Annotated in this window: 12 protein-coding genes; 5 read left to right on the forward strand and 7 right to left on the reverse strand. The window is 44.7% G+C overall.

Features of this window, described 5'->3' with window-relative positions; genetic code table 11:
• Window positions 1–13 precede the first annotated feature (13 nt).
• From Q1A08_RS10400 to Q1A08_RS10415, 4 genes are all read right to left on the reverse strand, one after another.
• Window positions 14–571, reverse strand: coding sequence for a cytochrome b (locus Q1A08_RS10400; RefSeq protein WP_299772531.1), 558 nt, complete (start codon window positions 569–571; stop codon window positions 14–16).
• A gap of 1 nt (window position 572) precedes the next feature.
• Window positions 573–2,372 (reverse strand): phosphoenolpyruvate carboxykinase (GTP), encoded by a 1,800-nt coding sequence (locus Q1A08_RS10405; protein WP_299772534.1) that lies wholly within the window; start codon window positions 2,370–2,372, stop codon window positions 573–575.
• A 78-nt stretch (window positions 2,373–2,450) separates the two neighbouring features.
• The gene (locus tag Q1A08_RS10410) at window positions 2,451–3,428 is read right to left on the reverse strand and encodes a HAMP domain-containing sensor histidine kinase (protein ID WP_299772536.1); all 978 of its coding nucleotides are present in this window, start codon (window positions 3,426–3,428) and stop codon (window positions 2,451–2,453) included.
• A gap of 238 nt (window positions 3,429–3,666) precedes the next feature.
• Complete coding sequence (locus tag Q1A08_RS10415; protein ID WP_299772537.1) at window positions 3,667–4,347, reverse strand: response regulator transcription factor; 681 nt, start codon at window positions 4,345–4,347, stop codon at window positions 3,667–3,669.
• Window positions 4,348–4,563: 216 nt separating this feature from the next.
• Between Q1A08_RS10415 and Q1A08_RS21505 the strand changes: the two genes are divergently transcribed.
• From Q1A08_RS21505 to Q1A08_RS10425, 3 genes are read left to right on the forward strand one after another with little or no spacing between them, the layout of a single operon-like run.
• On the forward strand, window positions 4,564–4,917 hold the full coding sequence (locus Q1A08_RS21505) for a GtrA family protein (protein ID WP_363323523.1): 354 nt from the start codon (window positions 4,564–4,566) through the stop codon (window positions 4,915–4,917).
• Window positions 4,910–5,917: a glycosyltransferase family 2 protein gene (locus tag Q1A08_RS10420; RefSeq protein WP_299772539.1), complete on the forward strand. Its 1,008-nt coding sequence runs from the start codon at window positions 4,910–4,912 to the stop codon at window positions 5,915–5,917. The genes Q1A08_RS21505 and Q1A08_RS10420 overlap by 8 nt, the downstream gene beginning before the upstream one ends.
• The gene (locus tag Q1A08_RS10425) at window positions 5,917–7,305 is read left to right on the forward strand and encodes a glycosyltransferase family 39 protein (protein ID WP_299772541.1); all 1,389 of its coding nucleotides are present in this window, start codon (window positions 5,917–5,919) and stop codon (window positions 7,303–7,305) included. Before Q1A08_RS10420 ends, Q1A08_RS10425 begins: the two co-directional genes overlap by 1 nt.
• A gap of 96 nt (window positions 7,306–7,401) precedes the next feature.
• Here Q1A08_RS10425 and Q1A08_RS10430 read toward each other — a convergent pair whose 3' ends face one another.
• A complete protein-coding gene (locus Q1A08_RS10430) occupies window positions 7,402–9,189 on the reverse strand; it encodes an acyl-CoA dehydrogenase C-terminal domain-containing protein (RefSeq protein ID WP_299772543.1) in 1,788 nt (595 codons plus the stop codon).
• Between the two features lie 79 nt (window positions 9,190–9,268).
• On the opposite strand from Q1A08_RS10430, the gene Q1A08_RS10435 reads away from it, so the two are divergent.
• Both Q1A08_RS10435 and Q1A08_RS10440 read left to right on the forward strand, forming a co-directional pair.
• On the forward strand, window positions 9,269–10,336 hold the full coding sequence (locus Q1A08_RS10435; protein ID WP_299772545.1) for an AraC family transcriptional regulator: 1,068 nt from the start codon (window positions 9,269–9,271) through the stop codon (window positions 10,334–10,336).
• A gap of 76 nt (window positions 10,337–10,412) precedes the next feature.
• Window positions 10,413–10,973 carry a TMEM175 family protein gene (locus Q1A08_RS10440; RefSeq protein ID WP_299772547.1) on the forward strand — a complete coding sequence of 187 codons (561 nt, stop codon included), beginning with the start codon at window positions 10,413–10,415 and terminating at the stop codon, window positions 10,971–10,973.
• On the opposite strand, the gene Q1A08_RS10445 is transcribed toward Q1A08_RS10440, so the two are convergent.
• Both Q1A08_RS10445 and Q1A08_RS10450 read right to left on the reverse strand, forming a co-directional pair.
• Window positions 10,974–12,074 carry an AI-2E family transporter gene (locus Q1A08_RS10445; RefSeq protein ID WP_299772549.1) on the reverse strand — a complete coding sequence of 367 codons (1,101 nt, stop codon included), beginning with the start codon at window positions 12,072–12,074 and terminating at the stop codon, window positions 10,974–10,976.
• A 152-nt stretch (window positions 12,075–12,226) separates the two neighbouring features.
• A complete protein-coding gene (locus Q1A08_RS10450; RefSeq protein WP_299772551.1) occupies window positions 12,227–12,646 on the reverse strand; it encodes a hypothetical protein in 420 nt (139 codons plus the stop codon).
• Between the last annotated feature and the right edge of the window lie 496 nt (window positions 12,647–13,142).

A 13,142-nucleotide genomic window follows, 5' to 3' on the forward strand; every position in this document is an offset into this window, starting at 1 on the left:
AAATTCCTCCTAGTTATCGTTCAATTTTGCCAATCATTCGGGTGAGCGTCTCGGGCTTTTTATCCACTATCACATGTTTGATGACGCCAATAATATGAAGAGTGACCACAATATAAACTGCAGGGGGGAGAATGAATTTGTGCAGGTAAGCGAATACTAATACCGTAGGGAAGCTTGGTTCTCCGACTTCATTGAGTGGCACTATATATTCAATAACATTACCAAAGAAATAGACCATTCCAAGTCCGCTAATCGGCATACCTAGTAGCACGATATAAAGAACTCGGTGCCCCCATTTCGCAAGTAATTTTTCCCAGGTTTCCAGAGACTCATCCGGTTTTGGTGTTTTCGAATGGCGAATCCAGACTAAACGAAATATGCCAAGTAGTAATATTGTTATCCCGACGGTTTTATGCAGCATGTAAGTAGCGTCTCGAACCGTCCCATTGTCAAGTGTTACCATTATAAGGCCGCACGCCATCATGCCAATGAACAGGATGGCCATCGTCCAATGGTAAAATCTGGAAAGGCCTCCATACTGATGTTCGTTATTATATATTCTTGAGGTCATATCAGGCTCCACTTAGTTTATTTATGAAATGAATATTACTGGATAGGTGATCTGTTATTTGTTGAGGGATATTGATTCCAAGACCCTTAAAGTACTCATACTGGTCATTAAGCTCTACTGTCCATTCAGCAGCGTTGAGTTCGAACAATTTTCGGTATTGCTCAGGGGTGATGGGGCTAGACCCTCCGTTGAGCGAGCTCATTTGAGGGTGAATACCAAGGCCGCTATTTGTAGACTTATCTGATTGGTATTTGCGCTCGAAGATCCATTTGATGATTTTCATGTTTGCGTTGAAACCAGGCCATAGAAAGTTACCTAATTCATCTTTTTTAAACCAATTTACTCTATAGATTTTGGGTGGAGAGACGAGTTTTTTCTCTACGCTTAGCCAGTGCGACCAGTAGTCACCAATGTTGTAGCCGCAAAATGGGAGCATGGCCATTGGGTCCCGTCGTACCGCTGCTTGATTGTCTGAGGCGGCAGTTGCTTCTGAGCCAATAGTAGCTCCCATGTATACGCCTTCTGACCAGCTTCGGCTTTCTGTTATAAGAGGGATGGTTGTTGAGCTTCGGCCTCCAAACAGAATGGCATCTAAAGCTATGCCTTCTTCAATCGAGGCGCTGCTTTTGGCGGTAGGACATTGCCTAGCCGACACGGTAAACCGTGCGTTTGGGTGAGCAGCTTTTTTCCCACTTGACGGGGTCCAGGCGTTGCCTTGCCAGTCAATAAGCTTGTCTGGAGGAGTGGGGCTTAACCCTTCCCACCATACGTCGCCATCTTCAGTTAGAGCTACGTTAGTGAAAATTGTATCGCTTGCAATTGTGCGCATCGCGATTGGGTTGGTTTCTTCAGAGGTGCCTGGTGCAACCCCAAAGTAACCTGTTTCAGGGTTTACAGCGTAAAGCTTGCCATCGGCTCCAGGGCTGATCCAAGCGATGTCATCGCCAATGGTGTTGGCTTGCCAGCCTGGCATGTCGTTAGGTGCTTGAATCATTGCTAAGTTGGTTTTTCCGCAAGCACTGGGGAATGCTCCGGCTACGTTGAGGGGACGACCGTCTGGAGAAGTGACTTGCAGTAGCATCATGTGTTCTGCCATCCAACCTTGGTCGAATCCCATTTTGGACGCTAGGCGTAGCGCCACACATTTTTTGCCAAGTAGAGCGTTGCCACCGTATCCGCTGCCATAGGACCAGACTTCTAAGGTCGCTGGAAAATGACTGATGTAGCGATTGTCGGGATCACAGGGCCACTTGCTATCTTTGTCCTCTGGCCCCAGAGGGGCGCCTACTGAATGGAGGCATTTGATAAAAGAATCAGTTTCAATTTTTTTAAGAAAGCTGCTGGAAACCCGGGCCATTAAATGCATGTTTACAACAGCGTAAGCGGAATCTGTGAGCTGAATACCATATTGGGCCATGTCGGAGTTGGGTGACCCCATGCAGAACGGGATGATGTATAGTGTTCTGCCCGCCATGCATCCAGCATACAATGCTTGCATGACCGATTTCATGGTTTGTGGCTCAGCCCAGTTATTGGTCGGGCCAGATTGCTCTTCGAATTCAGTGCAAATATAAGTTCGGTCTTCTACTCGAGCGACGTCCCTTGGGTCTGATCGACAAAGGTAGGAATTTGGGCGACGCTCCGGGTTTAGTTGAATAAAAACCTCTTTGTCTACCAGGTCCTGGCAAAGCGTTTTGTATTCATCATTCGTGCCCGTGCACAAGTGTACGTCAGAAGGCGTACAAAGATTAACGATCGACTCTATCCATTCACGGATGTGTTGGTTTTCAATATCAAGCATGGGCTTCTGTCCGGCAAATGCTTGATCTTATATATTGGAGTCGATCTTAGATAATGAAAGCCCGCCAAATTGTTGGCTTTAGGTGACATTGTTGGGGTTGAACTCGATGCTTGACTGGAAGCGGCTTTGAGAGTTCTGGCTTGTAAATGTCCATCCTTCAACTTGACATATTCGTTGTACAATTTCGATGCCAAAGCCATAACCAGTTCGCGCGGGAACGTTGGTGTCTATGGGGTTGCTTATATCTATCCGGCTCTTCGAGAAGCAAATGGCGATTTCCTTACTTCCATGATTTGCTGCATTGCGAATGAGATTATTTATGGCAACTTGTAGTAGAGCTTCGTTTGAATGTATCTGAATATCGGTATTGCCTGACATACTGGTAGTCATCTCCTTTGCCTTAACCAGCTGTTGACTGCGTTTCAGTGCTGCATCAACGACCTTTAGGAGGGGTACCTGGGCTTTTTGTGCGCTGTTAGGGCTATTTTGACGGCCAAGCATTAGAAAGGTGCTAACGATGAGATCTAGATCTGTGCAGGCTTCTCCTATGTGGTGAATGTTCCGGTTCATTTTTTCACCGTCGCAGTTAGGCAATTTAACCACCGCAAGGGCGTTGCGTATAACAGCTATGGGGGTTCGCATTTCGTGACTAGCGTGTCTTGTAAAATGTTTCTCTCGTTCAAGTAAGTCAGTTTGCCGCTGTAAGAGGGTTTGCAATGCGCGGCTCAGGGTTCCGACTTCGTCGAGGCGTTGAGAGTTGGAAAGTTCTTTTCCTGAATGCCAGTCCTCTTGAGTTTCCTTCGCTAGGTCGCTAATGGGTTGGCTGATTAGCCGAGCGGTAATGATCGCAGGGATTAAGCCGGTAATAATGACGAGGCCTGCTACGACAAGCAGGGCGCTGTGAATGATCCCCTCATTTTTGTCCAATGAGCTAAAAGCACTTTCTTTTAGTTCCAAGTAAACAATTTGCTCTGACTCAGGGATTGTCGCGACGAGTAAATGCCTGCCAGAGTCTTCAAGTTCATGATAGCCGAGGCCATAATTTTGGTAGCTCACCGGAAGATCTGAGTCGCCAGTGAGGTAGCTTTTTAGGTAGCTAGTGCTCGGGAGTTGGTGTTGTTGCGAAGGAATTGACTGTGGTCGACTGCTCAGTGCCGATCTTTCTCGTTCTAGATATTGCTTCGCAATGTGATCTTCTGTGCTTGTTATTGCAATGCTTACAAGAACGCTATATAGGGTTGTTACTGCTAGCAAAAAAGGAATAAGCGTCAGAAGTGTCCTATGGAAAAGCGACTTAATTTGGAATGGCAAGGCGATACCCCTTTCCATGAATGGTTTTGATTAGTTCATTTTTGAAGGGCTTGTCCAATGCAGCTCTTAGGCGATAGATGTGCGTTCTTAGTGCGTCGCGGCTTGGAGGATTGCCTTGCCATAGTCGTTCTTCGAGGTCGAATTTACTGACCATCTTGGGTGCTTCATTGGCCAATATCGACAAAAGTCGAAAGTGAATATCATGCAACTCGATTACATGGCCGTCTCTAATTGCCCTGCGTAGTTGGTGGTCCACGATGAGCCCATCAAGTTCGTGGTGAGCCTTTCCTGGCAGTTTAGGGCGGGCATTCAGTGCGTGAAGTCGAGCAGACAATTCCTCTGGCTCAAAAGGCTTGACTAAGTAGTCGTCGCCTCCGGCATTAAATCCGGCAAGTTTGTCTTCTAGGGTGTCTCTTGCGGTTAAGAATAGGACTGGAGTCTCTAGGTGAAGTTTGTCTCTAATGGCTCGGCAGGTACTTAGGCCATCAAGCGACGGCATTTGAACATCCAAAATAATAACGTCAAAACGGTGCGTGCGAAGAACGTTTAGGGCCTGTGTGCCTGTATAGGCAAAGTCGATATCAAACCCAACTTCCGTTAAATAGTCTGAGAGAGTCTCGGCTAGTGCGGAGTCATCTTCTATTAACAGTGCTCTTATCGTCATAACAGATAGTACCTAAGTGTTTCAAAGTCTAGTCTAGTCATTGCTTAAGCGCTGTTCAAGTGTCCTTGTGTCTACTGGCTGTGGTCAATGACAGGGCTGAGACAGCTGTATAGCTCAGTAAGTTCCAAGCCAGGCCTTGCCCTTTAAGTGACGAACAGTTCACAAATGGATGTGTATGATTCGCATCAAAGTGGAGAGATTATGCTCGTAAAGTTAATGGCTTATGGTGGTAGCGGATTGGTCGCTACTTCACTCCATTATGCTGTGTTTTGTTTAGTGTTGATGTGGTCGGATGCTTTTAATGCAAGCGTGCTAGGCGCCTTTCTCGGTTCACTTCTGTCGTACTGGTTGAATGCTAACTACACGTTCCCCAGTAAAGATGGGAGGAGGCTAAGCAAGTGTCGATTTTTCATTGTTGCGTTACTGAACAATGTAATCAACGCAGTCATTATGTTGGTTGGACTGGGAAATTTTCCTGATTTTCCATTTTCCATACAGCTTTTTTCTACGTTCTTTGTTTTTTTATTTGGATTTTTTGTAAACCTATGTTGGTCGTATAGTTATGAATAATGGTGTAAATATTTTTCCGGTTCAGCAGTCCATTAAAATTAGTATTATTGTGCCTTGTTTCAATGAGTCAGAGGTACTTCCGGAATTTCACCGACGATTAACGGATGTTCGTAATGGTCTGGTACGTCGCTGTGAGATTATCTATGTAGATGATGGAAGTCGGGACGATACCTTCAAGATAATTGACGATTTTTGTGTTGAGCACGACGTGGTAGGCGTAAGGCTTAGTCGCAATTTTGGGAAAGAGGCCGCCATGTGTGCAGGGTTGGACGTGGCCAAAGGGGAGGCGGTTATTTTTATAGACGCTGATTTACAAGACCCACCAGAATTAGTCCCAGAGATGATATCGGCGTGGGAGCGGGGTTACGATATCGTCAATATGAAGCGAAGTAGCCGGAGAGGTGATGGCTTCTTTAAGCGCTATACCGCAATGTGTTTTTACTGGCTGGTGTCAAAATTGAATGCACGACTTCACTACCCTAGCGAGGTTAGTGATTTCAGGCTAATAGGAAAAGAAGCTCTAGCCGCCTATCGGGAACTTCGGGAAAATTCGAGAAGTTTTAAGTCCCTCGTTAGCTGGGTAGGTTTTAATTGCGTAGAAGTTGAGTATGAGCGAGATGTTCGTTTTGCAGGGGAGTCAAAATGGGGTTTTTTCAGCTTAGCAGACTTAGCAATTGAAAGTGCCATGTCTGTTTCAAGAAAGCCCATTCGCTGGTTTAGCTATGTTGCGTCAGCGGCGTTTGTAACTTGCTTTCTCCTTTGGCTCGCTTCTTTGCTTGTTGGTGAAGGGAGTATAGGGTACGCGGCCTGTATGCTGATCAGTGGTGTGGCCGTCGGGTTAGGTATTGTTGGTGAATATGTCGGGGTCGTGTTTGATGAGGTGAAAGGGAGGCCGCAGTACTTTGTGTCCACAGTGGTAGAGGATCATGCCAGGACCTACAGTGAGAAATCTACGATACAGGCGGATATGCCCAAGCATGGCGTGGTTGGTGAATGCTGATGTCAATGCGCGTACTTTGGTCGATTTTGATTTCTGTTTTGTTTGTACGATTTATGATTTTGGGTATGTATCCACTTATGGATACGTCAGAGGCCCGCTATGGCGAAATGGCCAGAAAGATGGTTGAACTTAACGACTGGGTCACCCCAATGTTTGACTACGGCGTTCCATTTTGGGGTAAACCTCCGTTGTCATTTTGGACTCAAGCCTTGTCAATAAAGGTGTTTGGAGCAAATGAATTTGCTGTTAGGTTCCCGTCGTTTTTGTTTCATATTCTCTCTTGCATAATTTTGATTCGCTGGGGAAGGGAAGAGTTAGGGCTTCGATATGGTTTGCTTTCGGCCATTATATACTCAAGCTGTGGGATAGGCTTTATTGTTTCAGGGTCTGTGTTGACGGACCCTGCACTTGCCTTCTCCTTACTTCTTGCTGTCTATGGATTCTGGAGGTCCATGGTTCACGGCGATCGAATATTGGGATTGTTTGGCTTTTTGGGACTGGGCCTTGGAATGTTGGCAAAAGGGCCGTTGATCCTAGTGATTTTTGGTGTTCCAGCACTGTTGTGGGTTGCATATTTGGGATATTGGGCGAGGCTTGGCGCCATACCATGGTTGAGGGGGGTTGGGGTATTTTTGATTGTCTCTGTACCTTGGTATGTCATTGCGGAGTTAAAGACTCCAGGTTTTCTAGAGTACTTCTTTATAGGAGAGCATTGGAACAGGTATGTTGTTAGCGGTTGGAATGGCGATCTCTATGGGAATGCTCATGCGCGTACCGTTGGGACAATTTGGGTTTATTTACTTGCAGCGACTATGCCCTGGATTGTTTGGGTTCCATTCTTATTCTCGGCATTAAAATCGAAATTCAAGGGGTCAGCATTATTAGGGTTTTGTGTGGTTTATATAGGGTTTTTGCCTCTCTTCTTTACGTTTTCTAAGAATATACTTTGGACTTATGTCTTGCCGGTTATACCTCTTTTCTCTCTGGCGTTATCTGCTTGTCTATTGCCGTATTTCGAGCAACGTAAAAGGTATATAGCCATGGGTTTGACATCGTTCTTTGTGCCGGTGCTTTTATTGGGGTTTGTGCTCGAGGGCAGTGCTTTTGAAACTTGGAAAAGCCAGAAAAACGTAATCAGAGAGATGGATAGTTTTCCGAAGGGTGACTTGTACTACCTAAATCGTCGAGTGTATTCGTCCGAGTTCTATTCACGGGGGAGCACTAAAACGATTTCAACTGAGCAGCTTATTGGGGTGCAAACACCTTTTTATTTGGCGGTATTGTCGAGAGATTTAGATAAAGTAGCTTCTTCCCTTGTGGGTTGTATAAGCATGTTTGAATTAGATAAGACCAATGTGTATCGCTGTAGTGGTACGAACATTGACTGAGCGTTGCCTTAGCGAAGGTGTGGAAGCTCTCTTTGATGTGCCTTGTTTGTAACGCGGTATATATTTCCCCCAAGCTAAATTGCTTGGGGGAAACGGTCAGAATTGATTGTCATTGAATCGCATTACGGACTGTTTTGCAGAACTAATAGCAGTGTGATGGTAGTCGATATAGGGTAGGTGTTGATCAAAGAAGTATTGCGCGGAATTGATCTTTCCTTGATAGAAATCATCATATGGGTTTTGTGATTCGCTTGCTGAAACTGCCATTTTTGCCCACATATAAGCTAGTGCCGTTAGTCCAAATTGGTTTAGGAAGTGGTTGGCAGAAGCTCCGATCATTGTTGCATCTTCCTTTTGTCCTTCCATCACTTTATCCGCGCTGTCCGCTAGTTTGCTTATAGACTTTGTTAAAGGCCTTGTAAGCTTGTTCATCGCCACCTTGTGGCCATTTTCTTTTAGAAACTCTCTAACTTCCTCTGTAAACCTATTTAGAAGCTCACCGTTGCTGTTCACAACTTTACGCCCAAGTAGGTCCATAGCCTGAATGCCGTTTGCCCCTTCATATATCTGTGTAATTCGTACATCGCGGACGAGTTGTTCCTGCCCCCATTCTCTCACGTAACCGTGACCACCTAAGATTTGTTGTCCGAGTACACAGGTATTGAATGCCTTGTCCGAAACAAAGGCCTTAGCTACCGGGGTTAATAGTGCAATGAGGTCGTTTGCCTTGTGAAGTTCATGGCTGTCTTTTTCATATTTTGCGATATCAAGCAATTTTGCGATATATATAGACAGCGCTCGAGCACCTTCTGTGTGGACTTTCATATCAAGGAGCATTCGCCGCACATCAGGGTGGACCAATAGTGAGTCGGCAGCTGAATTTGGGGACTGTGCACCGCTAGGGCTTCTTCCTTGGCGACGTTCTCTGGCATATGTTAGGGCGTTTTGGTAGGAGCGTTCAGCAACAGCTAGAGACTGGATTCCAACGGCTAGTCGTTCATAGTTCATCATGGTAAACATGCAAGAAAGACCTTGGTTTTCTTCTCCAATTAACCAACCCTGAGCGCAGTCAAAATTCATTACGCAGGTTGCCGATCCTTTAATACCCATTTTTTTCTCAATAGAGCCGCAGCTAACGCCGTTTTGCTCACCTAGGCTTCCGTTGTCCTTGACGAGAAACTTGGGTACTAAGAAGAGGGATATGCCTTTGGCTCCTGCGGGGGCATCGGGGGTTTTTGCCAAGACAAGGTGGACTATGTTCTCGCTTAGCTGATGATCACCCCATGTGATAAATATCTTATTGCCTGTAATACGGTATGAGTTATCTTGATTTTTAATGGCCTTAGTGTGGATCAGTCCAAGGTCTGTGCCGGCATGAGGTTCGGTTAAATCCATGGCGCCACTCCATTTTCCAGAATATAGATGTGGCAGGTACTTGTCTTGCAAACTTTGACTTCCGTGAGATTTCAGTGCAAGGCAAGCTCCAGCAGTAAGCATTGGTATGAGTCCAAATGCCATGCTGGCGCCTTGAGTGATTTCTTCTATGGAGGCAGTCAGTGTTTTCGGCATTCCAAGTCCGCCAAACTCAGTCGGTCCTCCCAAGGCATTCCAGCCGCCATCACAAAATGCTTTGTAGGTCTCTGTAAAGTCTTTTGGGGCGTAGACTTTTCCATCCGACCAGTAGGCACCATATTCGTCAACTTTTCTATTGAGGGGAGCCACTTCTTGCTCTAGGAATTTAGCGCCTTCTTCTAGTATGGCGTTAGCAGTGTCCTTGTCTATTAATTCGTTTAATTGCGGCTGCTTGCTCCAGAAGTGGTCGATTCCGAAAGCTTCGTATAATAAAAAATGAATGTCTTGAATTGGAGCTTTATAGTCGGACATAATGTTTTCCTGAGCTAAAATGATCAAATAAATGTGTGTTCATTTTCTTTAGCTTTACTAGGTGTTACTAGGTCAAAATATGACAGATAATAATCATTTTCCTACTTCCAGAAGTTTTTCAAAGGTCCGTCGCTTAACAATAGATACTGGGCTAATTAAGAGTTATTTAGCTTCAGCTTCAGAGATCTTGGACATGCCGATTCTGTTGGAGAAGTCAGGAATACCCGTAGGGGATTGGCAACGACCAGGTTCTCGAATTCCGTTTGAAAATGTTGCGCGTCTGTTGAACCGAGTTCGAAAAGAGCTAAAAGATGAACAGCATGGTCGATTTGCTCACCCTGTTCCCTTGGGATATTTCCGGTTAATGTTAAATGCGGTTGTTAGGGAGCGAGGGTTAATAGATGCTCTTTCAGTACTGCTTGATTACCTTAGTGTCATGACGGAAGAGGTTCAGTTTGAATTCGTCAGAAGGGGAGAGTTTGTAGAGTGTAATATGGTTTCCAAGTCTTCGGCATCCATGCTGGACAGGGGGACAGTCGACTTTCACCTTTCTGCAATTATTCGTGTTATGAGCTGGCTGGGAAATAAGGCCGTCAAGCCTACTGTGGTGAGATTGGCTTTCGCACCGCCTGAATATACGCCAGAGTATGCATACCTATACTATAACTCTCCGGTCATGTTTAATCAGACTAAAAATACCGTTTGTTTTGAGCTTTCTTCATTGTCCGGTGATGTTGTGCAAACAGCAAGTTCGGTGAAGCGATATTTGCGTAGTGCACCTAGGGATTTGTTTTTTCCCAAGTTTGCTCCGGGGCATTTTTTGAGGGGGGTACAAGAGTACCTAGAAGACTGCCTTTTAGGTGAGCAGAGGATTCCTGATCAAGAGTTAGTTGCTCGCCGCCTCGGTATTAGCGCTCAAACATTAAGGCGAAGGTTGCGCGAAGAGGGCACTAGTTTTCAGTCAATGAAGAATCAAGTGCGTAGAGAGGCTGCTATCTATTATTTGGCTAAGGGGACTTATTCTGTAGAGCAAGTTTCTGATGCTGTCGGGTTCGCAGAGGTGAGTAATTTTGTCCGAGCATTTAAGTCTTGGACAGGCCTTACCCCATTAAGGTTTCAATCGAGAAAACCTTTTGCCCCAAAATAGCGTCTTTTAGGTCGCTAAGTCACGAACAGGTCACGCCTCAGTGGGTAAGCTCAGCCATTTTTTGAGGCGTCGTTGTATGAGTTCATCCCGCTTGGAGGCATTCAGTGATGGTGTTTTAGCCATCATCATAACCATTATGGTATTGGAGATTGAGCCTCCTGAACACTATACTCTTGAATCTTTGCATGGGGTTCTCCCACAGTTTCTCTCGTATTTGGTGAGTTTTATATATGTTGGCAGCTATTGGAATCATCACCATCATCTCTTTCAGTGCGTAGCTGAGGTAAAAGGCTGGGTATTGTGGTCAAACCTTCACTTTCTGTTTTGGTTGTCGCTTGTGCCTGTGTCGACAGCGTGGTTGGGGCAAAGTCACGAGGCTTTCATTCCAGTGCTGTTCTACGGCCTCGTACTTGCAATGAGCGCAATATCATTTATGTTATTGCATCTCTCTATCGCAGAAGTGAGTGGCGGTTCGACCACCTTAATTGGCTTTGCCCCTCGCAAGGCGATAGTCTCTCTGCTCATTTATCTGTTCGCCATGATTATTTCTTACTCAAATACCTATGTAGCTTGTGCTATGTACGCCTTGGTTCTATTTTTATGGTTCTCACCCGTTAAATATTCGCGAGAAGATTGATTAATTCATTGTTTTTGTGAGAGCGCTGACAACTCTGTTATCAGGGTAGAGCTCTTTGGCGACTATTTTTAAGATAGTGTAAATGGGTATCGCAAAGATCATTCCTATAACGCCGAACCAGGTTCCCAGGATCAGCATGACTAAGAATACCTCTAGGGGGTGTGAAGAGCTGGTTTTTGAGAAAATAATCGGTTGGCTGAATACATTATCAATCAACTGTGTGATTACAAAGCCACCGAGTGCGTATAGCCCATATGTCAATGCCTCATTAGCCGCTGCTTGGGCGGCAAAATTGCCATAAGTAAGGGTAAATATAATCACTGCGCTGATTAGGGGGCCGATATACGGGGCCAAGTTTAACAATGCACATAGAGCTGCAATGGCAAGCGCACCTTTCACGCCAATAAGTAACAGGGTTACTGTATACAGTGAGCATATTATGGCTAACTGTATGAGTAACCCAATAACGTACTTAGAAAGAAAGTTATCAATCCTTCTGAGTGTCGCAAGCGTCTTTTTATGGCGTGATTCTGGAATTAAGGTGTAAAAACACTGATGAATTATGTCATCGTCCTGTAGCAGAAAGAAAAGAATGAACAAAATACAGAAACTACTAATTCCTATGTTCTCAATTATAGATAGGCCAGTGCCAAAGAAGCTGCTCAAAGTGTCTGCTGTGACGACCGAGGCGGCAAGGTCTTTTGCCGAAACGTCTTTGAGAACAGTTATAGAGATATTTTCTAGGTACCTATCTAAAATCTCGATAAGCTGCTGAAGGCCCTGGCTTATGGTTAGCCAGTTTTGTCTAGCAAACCCCTCCTCTTGTTCGGCTATTTCTGGGATTATTGACAAAAGTAATACGATTAAAAAGCTTGTGAACACAGCTATTGTGACTAACGATGATAGTGAGTTAGGCATTTTAAGGGCTTGTTTGAACCAATTGTTTACTGGTCGAGCTGCGATCGCTAATGCCAAAGATGCTAGCACGTAGAAAATAACAGAAACTACTTCGCTAATTAGATAGAGTGCGGCAACACAGCCTGTAATAAACGCGCTGGCTATTACTATGCCAGTAGCGATATTTTTTGCATCTTGATTCATAGGTGTTATCCAGTTCGTATATTAGGTTAAAGCTAGTTTTAAGATAAAGAACGCTATTGCTGTGGCTAGGTTGCCTATATGTTCCGAGCCTATTGCAAGGAGGAAAAGCAAGCTTAAGACTGTAAGAGCTTCAATCAGGGCTTCGTTCATGGCTATAGCTTGCTCTTGTCCCTGCGTATTATCGATTTTGACAATAGGTACCTTTGAATTAGGCGGTGGAGCGTGATCTTGAGGAAGAATGTTGATATTAGGTAGGCTGTCGCAACTATTAGGTAGCCAACGTAGTCGTCTTGGAAGATGGAGTTCAGCCAATGAGCTATTGCGGTGCTAAGAAAAAGACTCGCTATTAAGATAATAATGACCGTTATTAATAGATAGACCATTTTTGTGATCAGCTCTACTCCATGATCTAGATAGGCTGATATATGGTTGTGAATCTCTAATTTTGCCGACTTAAAAGCGTAGGTAATGACTTTTTTGACGATGGTGTTCTCAATGTCGATTAGCAAGCTGGATAGTGATTCCGGCTCGTCATCGTTACTACCTCTGTCTTGCGAGCTTTCTTTATTCATTGCAAAAACTTTACCTGACTCTACGGCGTTTCGATCTGTTTAATTGAGGCTACAAGCATAATCTTGTAGTTGTGACTTGATCGTTTTTTATCGAATTCCGGAATCGATATGGGCAGCAGTATATTTTTTGGGGTGGCGTTAGAAGCATTGTTGCGAAGTTGGTGTATAGCGTGACATCTTGAGGTTGTATTCTAGAGGCCATAGGAGAAGGTTTTGAATTTGCAGAGGAGATAGGGGACTACTTGGTGGTTTGTATGTCCCAACTCTCTTAGGCCGGCGATTTGATCTTGAATTGGTGTGACTTTCTGAGGTTAATGGCTGATGGTTAAGTACATTTCATCTTAAGTATCTCATCTAGTCTTATAAGTCATTATTTCAAAGCATTGAGTACTGCACACTGAGTGGGTGGAAGAAGCGGTAATTTGTTGCAGCTACAGTGTCCGGAGGTATGTGTTTAAACGCTAGCGCTCTATAAAGTGAACACTGAATGTGTAGG

The sequence above is a fragment of the uncultured Pseudoteredinibacter sp. genome (genome assembly GCF_947500695.1).
Lineage (GTDB): Bacteria > Pseudomonadota > Gammaproteobacteria > Pseudomonadales > Cellvibrionaceae > Pseudoteredinibacter.

Bases quoted from the DNA above. Each gene is read 5' to 3' on its own strand.
- Q1A08_RS10400 (WP_299772531.1), bottom strand. From the start codon at position 571: ATGACCTCAAGAATATATAATAACGAACATCAGTATGGAGGCCTTTCC.
- Q1A08_RS10405 (WP_299772534.1), bottom strand. From the start codon at position 2,372: ATGCTTGATATTGAAAACCAACACATCCGTGAATGGATAGAGTCGATC.
- Q1A08_RS10415 (WP_299772537.1), bottom strand. From the start codon at position 4,347: ATGACGATAAGAGCACTGTTAATAGAAGATGACTCCGCACTAGCCGAG.
- Q1A08_RS21505 (WP_363323523.1), top strand. From the start codon at position 4,564: ATGGCTTATGGTGGTAGCGGATTGGTCGCTACTTCACTCCATTATGCT.
- Q1A08_RS10420 (WP_299772539.1), top strand. From the start codon at position 4,910: ATGAATAATGGTGTAAATATTTTTCCGGTTCAGCAGTCCATTAAAATT.
- Q1A08_RS10425 (WP_299772541.1), top strand. From the start codon at position 5,917: ATGTCAATGCGCGTACTTTGGTCGATTTTGATTTCTGTTTTGTTTGTA.
- Q1A08_RS10430 (WP_299772543.1), bottom strand. From the start codon at position 9,189: ATGTCCGACTATAAAGCTCCAATTCAAGACATTCATTTTTTATTATAC.
- Q1A08_RS10435 (WP_299772545.1), top strand. From the start codon at position 9,269: ATGACAGATAATAATCATTTTCCTACTTCCAGAAGTTTTTCAAAGGTC.
- Q1A08_RS10440 (WP_299772547.1), top strand. From the start codon at position 10,413: ATGAGTTCATCCCGCTTGGAGGCATTCAGTGATGGTGTTTTAGCCATC.
- Q1A08_RS10445 (WP_299772549.1), bottom strand. From the start codon at position 12,074: ATGAATCAAGATGCAAAAAATATCGCTACTGGCATAGTAATAGCCAGC.
- Q1A08_RS10450 (WP_299772551.1), bottom strand. From the start codon at position 12,646: ATGAATAAAGAAAGCTCGCAAGACAGAGGTAGTAACGATGACGAGCCG.